This is a genomic window from Streptomyces sp. NPDC056486 (assembly GCF_042795295.1).
GTDB lineage: Bacteria > Actinomycetota > Actinomycetes > Streptomycetales > Streptomycetaceae > Streptomyces.
The window spans coordinates 36,479-54,361 of record NZ_JBHTSF010000038.1 but is presented as its reverse complement, the minus strand read 5'-3'; the positions used below and the strand labels follow the sequence as shown (position 1 = coordinate 54,361).

General features: G+C 69.0%; 13 protein-coding genes and 1 pseudogene. 9 read left to right on the top strand and 5 right to left on the bottom strand.

The features are described 5' to 3' along the window. Positions 1-316: 316 nt before the first annotated feature. The 4 genes from ACFQ7F_RS17705 to ACFQ7F_RS17690 all read left to right on the top strand — a co-directional run bounded on the left by ACFQ7F_RS17705 (position 317) and on the right by ACFQ7F_RS17690 (position 6,908). Positions 317-1,405, top strand: coding sequence for a DUF1996 domain-containing protein (locus ACFQ7F_RS17705; RefSeq protein ID WP_383271258.1), 1,089 nt, complete (start codon positions 317-319; stop codon positions 1,403-1,405). 125 nt (positions 1,406-1,530) lie between these two features. Beyond that, a complete protein-coding gene (locus ACFQ7F_RS17700; RefSeq protein WP_383271257.1) occupies positions 1,531-3,294 on the top strand; it encodes a discoidin domain-containing protein in 1,764 nt (587 codons plus the stop codon). A 69-nt stretch (positions 3,295-3,363) separates the two neighbouring features. Continuing rightward, positions 3,364-5,805, top strand: a complete 2,442-nt coding sequence (locus tag ACFQ7F_RS17695) for a glycoside hydrolase family 3 C-terminal domain-containing protein (RefSeq protein ID WP_383271256.1) — start codon at positions 3,364-3,366, stop codon at positions 5,803-5,805. A gap of 62 nt (positions 5,806-5,867) precedes the next feature. Continuing rightward, positions 5,868-6,908, top strand: coding sequence for a LacI family DNA-binding transcriptional regulator (locus tag ACFQ7F_RS17690; RefSeq protein WP_383271255.1), 1,041 nt, complete (start codon positions 5,868-5,870; stop codon positions 6,906-6,908). A 19-nt stretch (positions 6,909-6,927) separates the two neighbouring features. On the opposite strand, the gene ACFQ7F_RS17685 is transcribed toward ACFQ7F_RS17690, so the two are convergent. After that, positions 6,928-8,493, bottom strand: coding sequence for an oleate hydratase (locus tag ACFQ7F_RS17685; protein WP_383271254.1), 1,566 nt, complete (start codon positions 8,491-8,493; stop codon positions 6,928-6,930). 213 nt (positions 8,494-8,706) lie between these two features. Here ACFQ7F_RS17685 and ACFQ7F_RS17680 point away from each other — a divergent pair, with 213 nt between their 5' ends. Next, on the top strand, positions 8,707-8,895 hold the full coding sequence (locus ACFQ7F_RS17680) for an antitoxin (protein ID WP_383271253.1): 189 nt from the start codon (positions 8,707-8,709) through the stop codon (positions 8,893-8,895). Positions 8,896-9,028: 133 nt separating this feature from the next. Here ACFQ7F_RS17680 and ACFQ7F_RS17675 read toward each other — a convergent pair whose 3' ends face one another. Further along, entirely contained in the window at positions 9,029-9,586 is a 558-nt protein-coding gene (locus ACFQ7F_RS17675; protein WP_383271278.1) for a TetR family transcriptional regulator, read from the bottom strand. 337 nt (positions 9,587-9,923) lie between these two features. On the opposite strand from ACFQ7F_RS17675, the pseudogene ACFQ7F_RS17670 reads away from it, so the two are divergent. Beyond that, positions 9,924-11,399: pseudogene (locus ACFQ7F_RS17670) on the top strand (glycoside hydrolase family 30 beta sandwich domain-containing protein); the annotation flags it as partial. A 50-nt stretch (positions 11,400-11,449) separates the two neighbouring features. Here the strand turns inward: ACFQ7F_RS17670 and ACFQ7F_RS17665 are convergent. Further along, positions 11,450-12,193 carry a metallophosphoesterase gene (locus ACFQ7F_RS17665; RefSeq protein WP_383271252.1) on the bottom strand — a complete coding sequence of 248 codons (744 nt, stop codon included), beginning with the start codon at positions 12,191-12,193 and terminating at the stop codon, positions 11,450-11,452. A gap of 204 nt (positions 12,194-12,397) precedes the next feature. Between ACFQ7F_RS17665 and ACFQ7F_RS17660 the strand changes: the two genes are divergently transcribed. Next, positions 12,398-12,994 carry a CGNR zinc finger domain-containing protein gene (locus ACFQ7F_RS17660; RefSeq protein WP_383271251.1) on the top strand — a complete coding sequence of 199 codons (597 nt, stop codon included), beginning with the start codon at positions 12,398-12,400 and terminating at the stop codon, positions 12,992-12,994. Here the strand turns inward: ACFQ7F_RS17660 and ACFQ7F_RS17655 are convergent. Continuing rightward, positions 12,979-13,950, bottom strand: a complete 972-nt coding sequence (locus ACFQ7F_RS17655; protein WP_383271250.1) for a helix-turn-helix transcriptional regulator — start codon at positions 13,948-13,950, stop codon at positions 12,979-12,981. The two genes, ACFQ7F_RS17660 and ACFQ7F_RS17655, sit on opposite strands and share 16 nt — an antisense overlap. A gap of 136 nt (positions 13,951-14,086) precedes the next feature. Here ACFQ7F_RS17655 and ACFQ7F_RS17650 point away from each other — a divergent pair, with 136 nt between their 5' ends. Continuing rightward, positions 14,087-14,482: a RidA family protein gene (locus tag ACFQ7F_RS17650; RefSeq protein WP_383271276.1), complete on the top strand. Its 396-nt coding sequence runs from the start codon at positions 14,087-14,089 to the stop codon at positions 14,480-14,482. A 398-nt stretch (positions 14,483-14,880) separates the two neighbouring features. On the opposite strand, the gene ACFQ7F_RS17645 is transcribed toward ACFQ7F_RS17650, so the two are convergent. Then, complete coding sequence (locus tag ACFQ7F_RS17645) at positions 14,881-16,806, bottom strand: glycoside hydrolase family 97 catalytic domain-containing protein (RefSeq protein ID WP_383271249.1); 1,926 nt, start codon at positions 16,804-16,806, stop codon at positions 14,881-14,883. A 251-nt stretch (positions 16,807-17,057) separates the two neighbouring features. Between ACFQ7F_RS17645 and ACFQ7F_RS17640 the strand changes: the two genes are divergently transcribed. After that, positions 17,058-17,759 (top strand): TetR family transcriptional regulator, encoded by a 702-nt coding sequence (locus tag ACFQ7F_RS17640; RefSeq protein ID WP_383271248.1) that lies wholly within the window; start codon positions 17,058-17,060, stop codon positions 17,757-17,759. The last annotated feature ends 124 nt before the right edge of the window (positions 17,760-17,883 follow it).

Genomic DNA, 17,883 nt, shown 5'->3' with positions numbered 1-17,883 from the left:
CCCTGACCACCTCGAAGTTGTATCCCACCGCTCGCGGTTCCGGGGGAGTGGTCAGTCTCGTACGTCATTCGCGCATCGCCGATCCGCAGTCATCGGCGGCCAGTCGTTCACCATCTCTTGACACGCTCGCGTCACGGTGGGAACACTCCGGGAGAGCGCTCTCCCACCTCTGACTCCGGCGGGTGCTCTGCAACAGGTGGCTACGGGTGGCCGGTTGGCGCCCTCGGCCGCCCATGTCCCCACCCGGTCTCCGGGAGCGCACGGCCACGGCTCCCGGGCCGGCCCCCCATCCCTCTCCACGTGGCAGGAGGTCTCCATGGCACGGAGATCGAGAACGATCTCGGGAGCGCTGATCGCGGGCGCCCTGATACTGAGCTCACTCGGCATCGGCGGCATCGCGATGAGCGCCGACAACGCCTCACAGCCCTGGACGCAGAAGGCCGCGGCGCAGCACGCGGGACACGCCATGGCCGCGTCCACCCGAGCGTCGGCGGACGACACCGACGCGGACGGGTACATCCCCGCGAAGTCGCCCGTCACCGGCGTCAAGCCGTCCGCCGAGCAGCCGCCGCACCGCTACTTCCACGAATTCCAGGCGCACTGTTCGGTCACGCACACCGCCCCCGACGACCCCATCGTCTACCCCGGGCAGCCCGGCAAGTCGCACGACCACACGTTCATGGGCAACACCACGACGAACGCCAACAGCACCACGGCGTCGCTGGACGCGGGCTCCACCAAGTGCCTCGCGCCCGGCGACAGGTCGGCGTACTGGATGCCCACGCTGTACAACGGCGACAAGGAGATACGTCCCGTAGGGGACCAGACGATCTACTACAAGGCCGGGGTCACCGACTACACGAGCGTGCGGCCGTTCCCCAAGGGGCTCAGGTTCGTCGTCGGCAGTCCGATGCAGAGCGCGCAGGAGTTCCGCAACCACCCCGGCTTCGTCGAGGGATGGGAGTGCGGGACGAGCTACTTCAACGTCGAGTTCCCCAAGGACTGCCCCACGACGCCCGACACACAGCTCAACATCCGCTTCCAGGCGCCCAGTTGCTGGGACGGCAAGACACTGGATTCCCCCAATCACCAGAGTCACATGTCCTACCCCGTGGTCAAGAACGGCACCAACGACAACGTGTGCCCGACGAGCCATCCCGTCGCCCTGCCGATGATCGAGTTCAAGATGGCGTTCCCCGTCAACGGGGATCTGTCGAAGGCCCGATTGGCGAGCGGCGCGAGCCACTCCTTCCACTACGACTTCTTCAACGCGTGGGACGACGCGACGCTGAAGGCACTGGTGGACCACTGCGTCGTCGGCGGCCTGCAATGCGACCCGCGCGGCTACGACCAGACGCACCCCGAGGCGGGCGCGGCACTCGACGAGAACTACGAACTGCCCTGACCTCGACCTGCGAAAGGCGGTGCTCGACCTGTGAAGGGCGGTGCTCCCTCCGCCCTTCACAGCCCACCGCCCCCCACTCCGCACACCTTCTCCATCCCCCGTCCCCCCTCATCCAGGAGATTCCCATGCTCAGACCTGGTACCGCTCTCGCCGCTCTCTCCCTGCGCAGCGTCGTGGTCCCCGCGGCCGCGGGCCTGCTCGTGGCCGGTGCACTCGTGCTCCCCGCACAGCAGGCGCACGCGGCCGGCAGTGTCGTGAAGGTGACCGGTTCGCAAGGCAACTGGCAGCTCACCGTCGACGGCTCGCCCTACCAGGTCAAGGGCCTGACCTGGGGACCCTCGGTCGCTGACGCCGACAAGTACATGCCCGACGTGAAGTCCATGGGCGTCAACACCATCCGGACCTGGGGGACCGACGCCTCCAGCAAACCGCTGTTCGACTCCGCGGCCGCTCACGGCATCAAGGTCGTCGCGGGCTTCTGGCTCCAGCCCGGCGGCGGCCCGGGGAGCGGCGGCTGTGTCAACTACCTGACGGACACCGCGTACAAGAACCAGATGCTCGCGGAGTTCCCCAAGTGGGTGGACACCTACAAGGACAACCCCGGCGTACTGATGTGGAACGTGGGGAACGAATCGGTGCTCGGCCTGCAGAACTGCTACGCCGGTGACGAGCTGGAGAAGCAACGCAACGCGTACACCACCTTCGTCAACGACATAGCCAAGAAGATCCACGCGGTGGACCCCAACCACCCCGTGACCTCCACCGATGCCTGGACCGGGGCCTGGCCCTACTACAAGAAGAACGCCCCGGACCTCGACCTCTACGCCGTCAACTCCTACAACGCCGCGTGCGACATCAAGTCCGACTGGGAGAAGGGCGGGTACACCAAGCCCTACATCGTCACCGAGTCCGGGCCCGCGGGCGAGTGGGAGGTCCCCGACGACGCCAACGGAGTCCCCGAGGAGCCCACCGACCGGGCCAAGGCGGCCGGGTACACGAAGGCCTGGGACTGCGTGACCGGCCACCGGGGTGTCGCGCTCGGCGCCACTCTGTTCCACTACGGGACGGAGTACGACTTCGGCGGCGTCTGGTTCAACCTGCTCCCCGCGGGCCAGAAGAGACTCTCGTACTACGCCGTGAAGAAGGCCTACAAGGGCAGCACCGCCGGTGACAACACCCCGCCTGTCATCTCCGAACTGGCCGTCGACGGCGACGCGGGCAAGGTCCCCGCAGGCGCCCCGCTCACACTCACGACCAAGGTCAGCGACCCTGACGGCGACGCGCTCTCCTACGAGGTGCTCGCCAGCAGCATCTACATCGACCAGAACAAGGGTCTCACCCCGCTTGCCGTCACGAACCAGGGATCGGGCCGCCTGAAGGTCACGGCCCCGGACAAGCCCGGCGTCTGGAAGATCTACGTCAAGGTCAGCGACGGCAAGGGCAATGTCGGCATCGAGACACGGTCCGTGCGTGTGGTGGTGCCGCCGGTCGACGGCACGAACGTCGCCCTGGGCAAGCCCGCGACCGCCTCCTCCTTCCAGCCCGGCAGCGGCGACTGCCCGTGCCCCGCCGCCAAGGCCGTCGACGGCAAGAACGACACCCGCTGGGCCAGTGACTGGAGCGACCCGCAGTGGCTCCAGGTCGACCTGGGCTCCACCACCTCCTTCAAGCACGTCCAGCTCAACTGGGAGACCTCGTACGCGAAGACGTACACGATCCAGACCTCGGACGACGGGCAGAACTGGAAGACCGTGCGCGAGGTGAGCGGCGGCAACGGCGGCGTCGACGACTTCGACGTGAACGGCTCCGGCCGGTACGTACGGGTCAACGGCACCCAGCGAGGCACCGGATACGGCTACTCGCTCTACGAATTCGGTGTCTACAAGTGATGCGCCACTGAACTCACCACTGATCCGACTTCGGCGCCGCTTCCTTGTCGGGGGCAGGAGGAGCAAGGAATGACGCGGGACGAACTGCTGAAGCTGGTGGGCGCGCTTGACCTGGCGCGGAAGGTGGGTCTGCTGACCGGAGCCACGGTGTGGCGTACCCGGGCCGAACCAGCGTTGGGCCTACGGGAGATGGTCTTCTCGGACGGTCCCGCCGGTGTGCGGGGGGAGGAGTGGGACGAGCGCAGGACCTCGCTGCTCCTGCCCTCCGCCTCCGCGCTCGGTTCACTCTGGGACGAGCAACTGGCCGGTCAGCTCGGCGAACTGCTCGCCTTCGAAGCCCTGGGCAAGGGGGTGCACGCGGTCCTGGCGCCCACCTTGAACCTCCACCGCTCCCCGCTGGGAGGGCGCCACTTCGAGTGCCTGGCCGAAGACCCGGAACTGGCCGCGCGCACCGGAAGCGCCCTGATCCATGGCATCCAGGCCCACGGCGTCGCCGCCACCGCCAAGCACTACGTGGCGAACGACTCGGAGACCGAACGGCTCACCATGGACGTACGGGTGGACGAGCGGACGCTGCGCGAGGTGTATCTGGCCCCGTTCGAAGCCGCCGTCAGAGCGGGCGTGTGGCTCGTCATGAGCGCGTACAACGGCGTCAACGGCACGACCATGACCGCCAGCGAACTGCTGGCCGAGCCCCTGAAAGGAGAGTGGGGTTTCGACGGGGCCGTCGTTTCCGACTGGGGCGCCGTGCGGCTGACGGCCGCGAGCGCGGCAGCGGCACAGGACCTCGCGATGCCAGGCCCTGACGGCCCGTGGGGCGCGGCTCTGATGGCGGCGGTCCGGAGCGGCAGCGTTCCGGAGAAGGCGATCGACGACAAGGTGCTGCGCCTGCTCACCCTGGCCGACCGGGTCGGCGCGCTCGGGAGCGGACGGAGCATCCCGCCGCGCGCGTGGCCGGGCGGCACGGCGCGCCGCCTGCTGCGCCGGGCCGTGGCGGCGAGCACCGTGCTGCTGCACAACGACGACGTACTGCCCCTGGACCTCTCCGCGCTGCACAGCGTGGCGGTCATCGGACGGCACGCCTCGGCCCCGCGCCTCCAGGGCGGAGGCAGCGCCGGAGTCTTCCCGCCGGACGTCGTCACACCCCTGGACGGCATCCGGGCCCGGCTGCACGGACGGGCCGAGGTGCTGCACGCGCCGGGCCCGGACCTGGGCGGGCAGCCGCTGCCACTGGATCCCGCACGGTGCACGAACCCTCTCACCGGGGAGCCCGGCGTACTGATGCGCGTACTGACCGAGGACGGGCATGAACTGCACTCTGAACATCGTCTCTCCGGACGGCAGTTGGAGCCTCCCGTCGCACCAGAAGCCCACACCGTCGAGATCAGCGCGCTGGTGCGCCCCGTCAGCGACGGAAAGTGGACGTTCGGGGTGGGCGGCTACGGCCGGATGAGCCTCGCGGTGGACGGACAGCCGCTGGTGGAAGGGGAGTTCGCGCGCGACACCGAGGACCCTGCGGTCATCCATCTCGATCCGCCACGTCGGCACGCATCGGTATGGCTGGCGGGCGGTCACGCCGCGCACCTGGTGGCACGCCGCGAGCTGGCACCTGACACCGGTCGCGCCATCGTCGTGACGGCCGCGGCGCCCGAGCCGGACCCCGAGCGGGCACTGGCCGAGGCGGTCGAGGCCGCGCGGCACGCGGCCGTGGCCGTGGTCGTCGTCGGTACCACCGAGGGCGGCGAGTCCGAGGGGCACGATCGCACCTCGCTCACCCTTCCGGGCCGTCAGGACGAGCTGGTCTCGGCGGTCGCCGCCGCCAATCCGCGCACCGTGGTCGTCGTCAACTCGGGCGGCCCCGTGGAGCTGCCCTGGCGGGAACAGGCCGGGGCGGTGCTCCTTTCGTGGTTCCCCGGACAGGAAGCGGGGTCCGGACTCGCCGACGTCCTCTTCGGAGCGGCCGAACCGGGCGGCCGACTGCCCACCACGTGGGGAGCCGCACTGGCGGACGCACCGGTCAGGGAGACCCGCCCGCGGGACGGTGAACTCGTCTACGCGGAGGGCCTGCACATCGGCTACCGGGCTTGGCTGCGGGCGGGCCGCGAACCGGCCTATTGGTTCGGCCATGGCCTGGGTTACACCACGTGGAGCTACGACCGTCTCCGGGTCGCGAGCACGAACGACGGGGGAGGGGCCGCTCTTGCCGTGGAGGTTCAATTGCGCAACACGGGGGCGCGCCCGGGACGTGAGGTGGTGCAGGTATACCTCGCACGGCCCGACTCCGCCGTGGAGCGCCCGGTCCGCTGGCTAGCAGGCTTCACGGCGGTCTCGGCGGGGCCGGGGGAGACGGTGACGGCGTCGGTGGAGGTACCGGCCAGGATGCTGCGCCACTGGGATGCGGACGAGGGCGCATGGCGCACAGAAGCGGGCGTCTGGCGGATTCTTGCCGGGCGCAGCGCGGGAGATCTTCCGCTCACGGCGACGGTACGCAGGTCAAACAGCCGCGCGTAGCAGGAGCGTAGGCACGGGAGAGCGCTCTATGACGCCCGGGGGCGGGGCGTTAGGGTTCCCGGATGGACAGACAGATGCCGACGCTCGAGGACGTGGCGCGCGAGGCGGGGGTCTCGCGCGCCACCGTCTCCCGGGTGGTCAACGGCGTGCGCAATGTCGCCCCCGCCATCCAGGACGTGGTCCGGGCGGCCATCGAGCGGACGGGCTACGCACCCAACCGTGCGGCCCGCTCCCTGGTGACCCAGCGCGCGGGCACCATCGCCCTGGTCGTCTCGGGGGCCGGAGACAACTCCGACACGGCACAGAACGCGTTCGCCGCGCGCGTGTTCGCGGACCCGTTCTTCGGCCGGGCCGTCAGCGGTGTGGTGGGATTCCTGCGTCCGCGCGCCATGCATCCGGTGCTGATGTTCGCGGAGACGGAGGAATCCCGCCAACAGGTCCTGACCTACCTGCGCCAGGGCAACGCGGACGGCGCCCTGGTCGTCTCGACACACGCCCAGGACCCGCTGCCCGCGCTGCTCGCCGAAGCAGAGGTGCCCGCGGTGTTCTTCGCGCGTCCCTCACTGCTTGCCCGCGTCACGTTCGTCGACTTCGCGCACCGGGACGGGGCGAGGCTGGCCGCGGACCATCTGCTGGCCCGCGGCTGCCGACGGGTGGCGACCATCTCGGGCCCGTTGGACATCCCCGCCGGCCGGGAACGCCTCGCCGGTTTCCAGGACGGCATGGAGCGGGGCGGGCAGCCCTACATCCCCGTCGCCGAGGGCGGGTTCACGCTGGAGAGCGGAGCGAAGGCGATGCGTCGGCTGCTGGCCGAGCACCCGGACATCGACGGGGTGTTCGCGGCCAACGACCTGATGGCGCAAGGGGTGTGCCAGGCCCTGAGGGAGCAGGGCAAGCAGGCGCCGGGGGACGTGGCGGTGGTCGGATTCGACGACTCGAGCGTGGCGGTCACCTGCGTGCCGCCGTTGACGACGGTGCGGCAGCCGGTCGAAGAGATGGGTGCCGAGATGGCGCGGCTGCTGCAGGAACAGATGGAGGGCGTACGGACAGAGCCCACCTCGGTGATCTTCGAGCCGGAACTCGTGGTGCGCGAGTCGGCCTAGCGCACAGCGACAGCAGTGGTCAGCGCCGGTGCATGGTCTGCAGTGCCTCGACCAATACCTTCGGGTCGTGCCCTCCCTTGTAGACGGGCGGGGGCTGCTTCTCGAGCCCGAGCAACTGCGCGACGGCGGTCCAGGCGGTGCGCACCGAGTACTCGACCGTGAACACCACGTCGTCGGGGACCTCGGCGTACTGTCCGATGAAGGCGAGGTTGGTGGAGCCCTCCGGCACGACCTGAGGCCGGTCGCCTGCGCTGCGGACCAGGAACTGGCTGGTGATGTACGGCATCAGGGCCGGGAGCACGATCGAGTTCTCGAGGATCTGCGGACCCTCCTCGAAGCGCAGGTGGTGCAGGACCTCGTCGAGGATCTCCCGGCCGGTGCACTGGCGCATCGGCTTGCCCACGAAGTCGCCCTCCTGGTCCGGGAACAGGGCGTAGCCCCACCAGACGTAGGTGTCCTCGGGCTGGTCATGGAAGTGCGGTTGGTGGTTGAGGACGATGGTCAGGAGCCACTTGGAGTCCTTGAAGGTGATCAGGCCGCCCTTGCCGGCCTCGCTGCCGCTGAACTTCTCCATCAGCTCGAAGAAGGTGGGGTCCTTGGTCGTCACCGTGAAGGATTCCCACGTCGAATCCGGGATGGACGAGTTAAAGACCACGGGCCTGCCAAGGCCCTGCCGCTTGGCCGCGAGCGTCTCCCACAGGCGCCAGGCTCCGTCGGCTCCCGTGGTGTCCAGGGCGGGCACCGTGTCGGTGGACCCGAGGGTCGAGCCTGCCGTCATCGAGCCGTTGGTGACCATGACGAGGTCGCCGGGGGCGAGTGTGATCTCCTGGCTCCGGTCGCCACGCCTGCAGCTGATCGCCTCGACGGTGAGGGCGTCACCGCCGGCCAGGGTCAAGTCGGTTACCCTCGTGCCGAGTTGCACGGTCACCCCCTGATCGGTGAGCCACTTCAGCAGCGGACGCACGATGGAGTCGAACTGGTTGAAGCGGGTCCGGTAGATGCCCGACATGGAGTCGAAGGTCTTGAAGAGGTGGACGAACCGGTTGAGATAGCGGCGGAACTCGATCGCGCTGTGCCACGGCTCGAAGGCGAAGGTGGTGCACCACATCCACCAGAAGTCCGTACGGAAGAACCCCGGGCTGAAGCAGTCGGTGATGCGCTTGCCGTCGAGCAGCTTCTCGGGGGTGCCCACGCACTTGACCAGTTCGATACGGTCGCGCTCCGAGAAGCCCATCGAGTGTGAGTCGATCACCTTGCCCTCGGCGTCGACGAGCCGGGCGTGGTCGTCCCAGGCGAAGTCCTCGTGGAAGGCGAAGGTGTCGTCGGTGACCGACTTCGACGGATCGTCGAGGGAGGGGATCGAACCGAGCAGGTCGTAGGTGCAGTCGAAGTGGATCTCGAACATCCGGCCGCCGCGCATCGTGTAGCCGGTCTCGGGCGAGCCGGAGGCGTCCAGACTGCCGCCCTCACGGTCCTGCTCCTCCAGTACGACGATGTCGGATCCCACGAACCCGCCCTCGCGGATCAGGAACGCCGCCGCCGACAGGGAAGCGATCCCGCTGCCCACCAGATACGCCTTCGCCATGAACGCCTTCTTCCGAGGTCTTCCGAGGTGCTTCCGTACGGTGTGCCACCCGCGTCTCAGCTTCAGGGGATGCCTGGCCCGGTGCAGCAGGGGGCGCCCGAACGGGTTACCGCAGGAAATTGCAGGAAATGGCGTCGGGGCGGGCCACCGGATGCGGATCACGCCCCGCAATGTGAGCCTGGTGTGGGGGCGACACAGAGAGGCGGTTGGCCCATGTCAGTCATGGACAAGCTCAAGCAGATGCTCAAGGGCCACGAGGACAAGGCCGGGCAGGGAGTCGACAAGGCGGGCGACTTCGTCGACGGGAAGACTCAGGGCAAGTACTCCGGCCAGGTCGACACCGCCCAGGACAAGCTCAAGGACCAGTTCGGCGGGGACCAGGACAAGCCCCCGCAGCAGTAGCGCCGGCCCGGATTGTCAGTGCAGGCCGCTAGCCTGGGATCTTCCATCCGCGCTGTGGCTGCAGCGCTGCCGCCCCGCCCTTGTCTCCGAGTGATGCCGGAGCGGGGGCGGGGCGCTCGGCTTTCCTGCCGGGTCAGGAGTTGTGGGTCCGGATGTGTGCGAGAAGCGCATCGACAGCTTGCTCGGTGGCGGCTGCCATATCCACCGCTGCCGGGTCCAGGAGCCACTGCACCTGCAGACCGTCCATGACGGCGATGATCACGTTGGCGGTGTTCTCGATGTCGAGGTCGGCCCGTGCTTCGTCGAGTTCGCAGGCCTCGGTGAGGGCCTCGGTGATGAAGGTGCGCAAGCCTGCGTAGCGTCGGCGGAAATACGGTTGGGCGGGGTGATCGTCGGTGACGCTCTCGGCGCACAGGACGGTGTAGAGCCGGACGATGCCTTCGCGTTCGGTGTTGTGGCGGACGGTGTCCACGAGATGGCGCAGGAAGGCCAGTCCGCGGGGCCGCTGCGGGCCGAGCGGTGCGATCTCGGCGTTGTCGCGTAGCTCGAGAACCTCGGTCAGGAGGTTCTCCTTGGTACGGAAGTAGTGCAGGACGCCCGCCTGGGTCAGGCCCGCGCGGTCGGCGATCTCCGCCAGCGACGCTTTGCCGTATCCGCGGGCCGCGAAGGTCTCCATGGCGATCTGCAGGATCTCGTCGTGGCGTTCCTGGGCGGCCTGACTGCGGCCGCGGCGGGTGACCTGCCCTTGGCCCCGGCGGTCCGTCGAACTCTTCGCGCCTGCGGTCTTCGCCGCCTTTTGCGTGCTCACGGTGCGGAGTCTAGGCGCGAGTTGATCGCCCGGAAAGAACCGCTCTCCAACCACTTACTGAGTACTTAGTAAGTGTGCTTCCATGTTGCCCGTTCACGCCACTGCCAGGCCCTGCCGCGCCGTGCGGCAGGGCCTGGCCTGGACCCCAGAGCCCCGTGATCGTCGGTTTCCTCCTCCCCGCGCCACCGCATGGCAGGCATCGCAGACCAAGGAGCCGCACATGAGAACACGCACCGGAACGCACCACCGCACAGGCCTGAAGACCGCCGGGGCGGCAGCCGCCCTGGCGCTCGCCGGCACGGCCATCGCCTACGGCCCGCTCGACGAGGCACAAGCCCGCCCGGCCTCCGCGGCGGCCCACGGCGCGTCCGCGCAGGCGGCAGCCGACCCCGCGGCACAGGTGTGGATCACCACGCCGGACGGGAGCCGCAAGCTCGCGCACGCGGGCGAGGCGCCTTTCACCGGTCAGCCCCAGGGCACTGACATCCGCATCGACCCCGGTGCCACGGGACAGCGTTTCACCGGTGCGGGCGCCTCGGTGACGGAGGCGTCCGCCCACCTCATCCGGCAACTGCCCGCCGACAAGCGGAAAGCGCTCCTCGCATCCCTCTTCTCGCGCGACGGCGAGGGCATCGGTCTGAACTACCTGCGCCAGCCCTTGGGCAGCAGCGACTTCAACACGGACGCGCGCTTCACCACGTACGAAGACACCAAGGGCGCCTTCACCATCGACCGTGACAAGAAGGAAACCCTCCCCGTCCTCAAAGAGGCGCTCGCCGTCAACCCGCGGATCCGCTTCATGGGATCCCCCTGGTCGGCGCCGGCCTGGATGAAGACGGGCGGCTCGCTCAAGGGCGGCAGCCTCAATGCCGCGCACTACCAGGGCTACGCCGACTACCTGGTCAAGGCGATCAAGGCCTACCAGGCCGAAGGGGTCAAGCTCACCGACCTCACCGTCCAGAACGAGCCGGAGTTCGCCAACTCCACGTACCCGTCGATGTCGATGACCTCAGGTCAGCAGGCATCCTTCCTCAAGGTCCTCGACAAGACCCTTACGAGCGCGGGTCTGAACACCAACATCCTTGCCTACGACCACAATTGGGACCATCCGAACTACCCCCTCGAGGTGTTCGGCCAGACCGCGGGCATGAACCGTCTGATCGGCGCCGCATTCCACTGCTACGGCGGCAGCCCGGAAGCCGAGCAGCAGGTGCGTGACGCGGGTAAGCGCGTGTTCTTCACGGAGTGCTCCGGCACCGATTCCTCCAATGCCTCCACGACGTTCGGCGACACCTTGAAGTGGCACGCCGAGAACCTCGTCGTACGGAACATGCGCAGTGGCGGCGAGACCGTCGTCAGCTGGAACCTCGCCCTCGACGAGAACGGCGGACCGCACCAAGGACTGTGCGGCACCCGTTGCAACGGCGTCGTCGAGACCAAGAGCGACGGCACGGTCACCAGGAACGCCGAGTTCTACATGCTGGGCCACCTGACCAAGTTCGTGGACGAGGGAGCGAATCGGATCGGCTCCACTGCGGACTCGACCATCCGGAACGTCGCGTTCCAGAATCCGAATGGATCGCGGGCCGTGTACGCGGTGAACACCGGCTCCGCGGCGAAGGTCTTCTCGGTCACGGACGCGGGCCGCAGCTTCACCTACACACTGCCCGCAGGGGCCGTGGCTACCTTCACCTGGCGCCCCTGAGCGAGTTCGGGCTCAACGCCGGGCTCAACGTCTGGTCCAGGTCAGGGGAGGACGCGGAAATGGGTGGTCAGGCGGTGGCTGTCGTCCAGGACGTGGAAGGCGAGACCCGGGGGTTGGTCGCGATCCGCGGGCCGGTCGCCTTCCCAGGGCAGGCGCAGGGTCCAGGTGATGGCGGGTCCGACGATCAGGGGGCGTGCGGCGAAGGTGGTGGCGGCCGCGGTGTGGGCGTGGCCGGTGAGGACGGCGGTTATGCGCGGGTGCGCTTCGATCAGCGCGGCGAGCTGTTCGGGGTGTTGGAGGCGGTGGGCGTCGGGCAGTGGGTGATGGAGCTCGACGGGCGGCTGGTGAAAGGCGACCAGCGCGGGGGTGCCGCGGGGCAGCGCGGCAAGGGTGGCGTCGATCCAGGCCAGTGTCGCCGCAGCGAGGTGCCCCTCGTCGCGGCCGGGGATGGTGGAGTCGCACATCAGGATGGCCGTGCCCGCGATGTGGTGGAGCTCGTTGATGGGGCTGTTGTCGGGCGTCCGGCCGAGCAGGGCCTTGCGGAATTCGGGGCGCGCGTCGTGGTTGCCGGGGCAGGTCAGAACCGGGAAAGGAGCGGCCAGGATCCGGGCGGCTTCCGCGTACTCGGCCTCCTCGCCGTGGTCGGCTATGTCCCCGGTGACCAGGAGGGCGTCGACCGGGCGGGGCAGGGCGCGCAGATAGTTCATGACGTGCGTGGCGCGCCGGGTCGCCCGCTCGCTGCCGTCCAGGTGCAGGTCACTGATGTGGGCAAGCAACGCTGTCATCGCTCTGTCTCCTCCAGATGGCGGGTCGGGCCGCAGTCGGTGTGGGCCGACGGGTGCGCAACCAACCGCTCGACATGCCTGACGGAAGTATTCCTAACGGAAGTTTTCAGTTTGCCGTTAGAACATTAGACTGCGCCGACGGATGTGATCAAGTGGTCATCGGCAGGGCCCGAAGGCGGGCAGAGGGAGAAGAGGAGGCGGCCCGTGGAGCGCTGGCTGGCACTGGAACTGGCGAGCACGATCCGCCATGACGGCGACGGCGGCGTCACCGACGACCTGGCCACGGCCGGGGAAACCACCCGCTGGATCCACGACCAGGACAGCCTGCTGCCCGCCCACATCCGGACCGGGGAACTCGCGGCGGACGAGGACCTCAGGCAAGGGATCGTCGAACTACGGGCGGCAGTACGGGCGTTGTTCGCGCGGGCGGTCAGCCCCGCGCCGCCAAGCCCGGCGGACGCCCACCACCTGATGCCCGTCGACAGGGCGCTGACCCACCTCAACACGACCGCCGCCCGGGAACTGATCGCCCCGCAGTTGGAGTGGCCTCACGAAGGAACCCCCGCCGCACGGCTCCTGACGGCGCAGAACGACCCGCACACCGGCCTCGTGGCGACCCTGGCCCGGGCCGCGGTCGACTTCCTGAGCGGCCCACAACGCGAGCAACTGCGCGCCTGTACGGCACCTCGGTGCGTGCGCTATTTCGTCAAGAGCCACGGCCGACAGGAGTGGTGCAAGGCGTCATGCGGGAACCGGGCCCGCGCCGCTCGCCACTACCGGCGCCATCACGCGTCCCCGTAGCGGGTGGCGAGCGCGGCGGCGCGGTCGCGCAGGGAGGCGCGCAACGACTGCGGGGCCAGGGCTTCCGCGTCCGTGCCGAGCTGCCACAGCGCCCATTCGGCATGCCGGGAATCTTGGAAGGTCACTTCCAGCCGCAGTCGGCCGTCTGCGTCGGGTTCCTCTGCGCGGACTGCCAGCGCGGTGTCAAGGAGTTCCTCCCGCCGCGCCGGGTCCACCCGTACCAGCACGGTGAGGTGGTCGCCGCCGGAGAGGAACTGCGCGGAGCGTTCCCGCCAGATCCGGTCCAGGTCGACCCGGTTCGGTCGCCGCGCCGCTTCGGGGAGTTCCTCGGCGGCCAGCACCCGCGCCAGTCGGTAGGTGCGGTCGGCGCCGGATCTCGTGGCCAGCAGGTAGCCCCGGTCGCGTACGGTGACCAGGCCGATCGGGTCCACCGTGCGCCACTGTGGTGTCTGGCCGGTGGCCGCGTAGTGGATGCGCAGCTTGTGTCCGGCGAGCACCGCCCGCCTGACCTCGACCATTGCGGTACCGGATACCTCCTCGGTGACCAGGCGGCGTGAGAGCAGGTCGGTCTCCGGGTCGACGAGAAATCGCTGGGTCGCGTCGCCCGCGGAGGCCCGGTGGCTTTCGGGCAGTGCGTCGACCACTTTCCGCATGGCCGAAGCGAGCGCCGCGCTGAGGCCGAACACCTGCTCGCCGCGCCCCGATCCGGCGGTCAGCAAGGCGAGGGCCTCGTCGTGGTTGAGTCCGGTGAGCTCGGTCTGGAAACCGGGCAGCAGCGAGAAACCGCCGTGCCGACCGCGTTCGGCGTAGACCGGGACGCCTGCTGTCGACAGCGCCTCGATGTCACGCAGCACGGTGCGGGTGGACACCTCCAGCTCGCGGGCCAGCGTGTCCGCTGTCAGCCGGCCGCGCCGGCGCAGCAGGAGCACCAGTGAGACCAACCGGTCGGCACGCATGCGAGAACGTTAACGGAATACATGACTGAGGGTGTCGTGATTTGTTGGGAGGCTCGTTGACGCGACGTCAGAGCTGGTGGCCACCGAGCCGATGGACGTACGTACTTCCCCTGAATCGAATGGAGCTGATGTGGCAGTGGAACGAACTGCGGTCAACCCGGTGACGTGGTCGGTGGAGATGGGCTTCAACCAGGGAGAGATCGTCTCCGGGCACACCCGGACGCTGTACATCTCGGGGCAGACCGCGATGGACGGTGACGGCAAGCCCCAGCATGACGGCGACATGGCAGCGCAGTTGACGCTGAGCATCGACAACCTGGAGGCCGTGCTCGGCGAGGCCGGCATGTCTCTCGCGAACGTCGTCCGGCTCAACGTCTACACGACCGACGTTGATCAGCTCTTCCCGCACTACGGCGTGCTGGCGGCGCGGTTGGGCGCCGCAGGGGTGGCGCCGACCACCACGATGCTCGGGGTGACGCGACTGGCGATCCCCGGCCAGATGGTCGAGCTCGAGGGCACCGCCGTCGCGTGAAGCGACCTCGCCGCTCCTGCTGCTCGTGCCGGTTTCCGGCCTCCCTGTGATCTACAGGAGCAGCACGCTAAGGCCCGCGCGAAGCGCTCGCGCGGGCCTGTGTCGGCCGGTGCGAAGGTGCCGCGGCCGTGCAACGCGGGCCGTCAGCCGCCTCGGCGCGGTCAGCGCAGGTCGGCACGACTTTGCCGGAGGAGAGGTCTGGCAGGAGGCGTGCGGCGTCTGCGGCGACCTCCTTGCCCCGGCTGATCACGTTGACGGGGAGCAGGCGGCTCCTGGGCCGCGACGGACTCCAAGGACCGCCCCGACCACCGTGGCCCGGCCGGTCCATCGTGGGGCGCCGCCACCCGCCCGCCATGCCGCGACGGGAAGCCAACTCGCACGGTGAGAGAAGGAGGAGGTCAGCGGTCGCAGGTGGTGCGCCCCGGGTGCCAGCGGCAGGCCAGTGCCGCGAAGCCGCCGTCGGCGACCACCGGAACGGCGAGGGTGTCGCCGCCGCGCATCACATGCGGCGTGCGCTCGAGCCCGGAGGGGCCGTCCGTCACCGTCTCGACCAGCCAGCGGCCGGACCCGATGCGCAGGGGCACGTCCACGGTGCGGGCCGCCCCCGCGAACGTACCGCCGATGAACCACTGGCCGCCCGCCTTGCGCGCGAGCACGGCCGAGGTTCCGGGATCGCCGGTGAGTAACCGTGTGGCGTCCCAGGCGCGCGGCAGCTGCTCCAAGTAGCGGCGTGCCTGGGGGCGTTGGTCGTACGACTCGGGGGTGCCTGCGAGGTTGGTGATGCCGGACTCGTACAGGACGGACAGGCCGAGTTCGCCCGCGTCGGAGGCGACGTTGGGGCGGTAGGGGCGGTGGAAGGCGCCCGGGGTGAAGTCCATCGAGCCGATCGCGTTGCGGGTGAAAGGCAGGAGGGTCAGATGCTCGGCCGTGTTCGTGCGCTTCTCCTCACCGCCCACGCCCTCCAGCGTCATCACCTGCGGCCAGGTGCGCTGGATGCCCTTGGGGATGGTCGAGCCATGGAAGTTGACCATGAGATGGTGCTTCGCCGTCGCCGGGAGGATTTCGTCGTACCAGCGGAAGCGGTCCTGCGACTCCGAGTCCATGAAGTCGATCTTCACGCCCTTGACGCCCCAACTCTCCAGCGTGGAGAGCCATTTCTCGCGTTCGACGGGATCGGTGAGGAGGGTGTAGTGCAGCCAGACCTGGATCTCGACGCCGCGCTTCTTCGCGTAACTCACCAGCTCCGGCATCCAGTTGCGGGTCTGCCACTCGGGGTCGATGACCTCCCACTGGCCCGGTAGGTAGTACCAGCCCGCGTCGACCACCTCGTACGGCCAGCCGCGTTCGGCCGCGTAGTCGACGTACTTCTTCTGCGCCTCCAGGCTCTGTCCGGCCTCCTTGCCGCCCGCGAGCCAGGTCCACAGGGCAGGGCCCGGTTTGATCCAGGAGGTGTCGCCGACGCGGGAGGCCGGTGCCAGGTCGTCGGTCAGCGTCGACTCGGTGACCGTCGCGAGGGAGCCGGTGATGATCGCGCGCCAGGGGGTGGCGAGCGCTGCACCGCCCTTGACCTGCACGGGGTCCTTGTTCCAGAGCCCGACGCCGTACGTCGACGAGCCCGCGGCATGTGTGAGGTGGGCGCCCGCGTAGTCGCCGGTGAGGTCGGACTCGGCGATCAGTGCGTAGGTGGATCCGGTGCGGAAAAGGCCCTGCATCGAGTAGTCGCCGGTCGGGGCCGTGGCGGCCTTGTACTGCGTGAAGCGGTTCTCGTTGTCCTGGCGGTAGACGCCGAGCCAGGCGTCGGTGTCCGCGGGGAAGGTGAAGGCGGACGCCTCGCGCAGGATGTTCCCGGTCCGCGCCGTGGCGGCGGCGGGCAGCCGGTAGCGGTAGGCGACGCCGTCCGCGGACTCCCGCACCACCAGGTCGAGCCGGACGCCCCGCGTCGCCTTCGAGGCGAGGTGATACGTCGTCTCGCGGGCGTGCACGCTGCGGGTTCGGGACTTGCCCGCCGAGGTGCGGTACTTCTCGTTGACGGTGCGGGTGTCGCGTCCGGTGATCTTCAAGTCGGCGCTGAGGTCGGCGTGTTGGGTCACCAGGCCGATGGGGGAGGGGGCGATGACCTGGGTGCCGCCGACAGTCACAGAGAGGGCGGGTCTGCCGTCGTCGACCGTCACGGTGGCAGAGGGGGAGGGGGTGTTTGTCGAGGCGGGTGAGACCTGGGCTGCCTCGACGGCCTGGGTGGCCGGTGCGGTGAGCAGAGAGGCGGTGAGCGCCGTGGTGGCGCCGAGCGTCAACAGGGCGGCTCGTAAACGGGATTGGGCCTTCATGCGGCGTCGCTCCGATCGGTGAGACATCCGATGAATCGGAGCATGGGGCGGCTGCAGGGGTGCGTCAAGGCTACTGACGCGTTAAAGGTCGGATTACTGATCTGCGGTTCAGCATGAGTGGTCAGAGGGGAGGGGGTGAGGTGTAGGGCTCAGGTCCGGCCCGCCGCGACGAATCCCCTCCGGTATGGGGGCTGGGGGGGGCGGAGGGGCGGTCGAGGCTCAGAATTGCAGAGTCTGCATTTTTGCGTAATATGCAAAGTGTGGATGACAAGGTGGCCCCGGAGGGCAGTTGGCGGGAGCGCAAGAAGCGGGCGACGCGTGCCGCTCTCGTAGAAGCGGCAGTGCGGATGGCCGCGGAGCATGGAGTGGAACACGTCACCGTCGATGCGATCAGCGAGGCGGCCGGCGTGTCCGCGCGCACTTTCTTCAACTACTTCGAGTCCCGCGACGAGGTCTTCGTCATGGTCGGCGCGGAGTCGAGCGCCCGGGTCCGGTGCGCCCTGCTCGAAGCACCGGCCGAGCTCTCGCCGCTCGAGGCGTTGCGTGACGCCATGGCGGCGGAGTTGGAGGAGATCGAGCAGCAACAGGAGCTCTGGCGCCTGCATGCCGAGGTGCTGCGCAGGTCGCCGCATCTCCTCGCGCGCAGCCTCGGCGCTCACATGGCCGATGAGATCGGCCTGGCCGAAGTGCTCGCCGAGCGCATCGGCGCCGGGTCGCCCCTGTTCTCCGGGGAACGTACGGCGTCCTCCCCGACCGAGGATGAACAGCGGCGGCGGGCTCTGGGGCTGTACCCCCGACTGCTGGCCGCCGTCGGTGCCACCGCTGTACGAGTCGCTGTCGAGCACTGGTGCGTCCGGCAGGACGAGACCACGTTCGCGGACGTCTTCCGGGACGTGTTCGAGCAGCTTGCCGCTGGGCTGCCCGCGCCTTCCGGGCAGCCGGCCCGACATTGACCGGGCCGTGATTCCTCCCGGCCTCCGAACGTCTTTCACACCTTTTACGTGACCGCTCTGCCCCGTCGGACGACCTCTGCTCGTGCGTGCGCGGATCCCCCACCGATTTACTGCGAAAGAGATG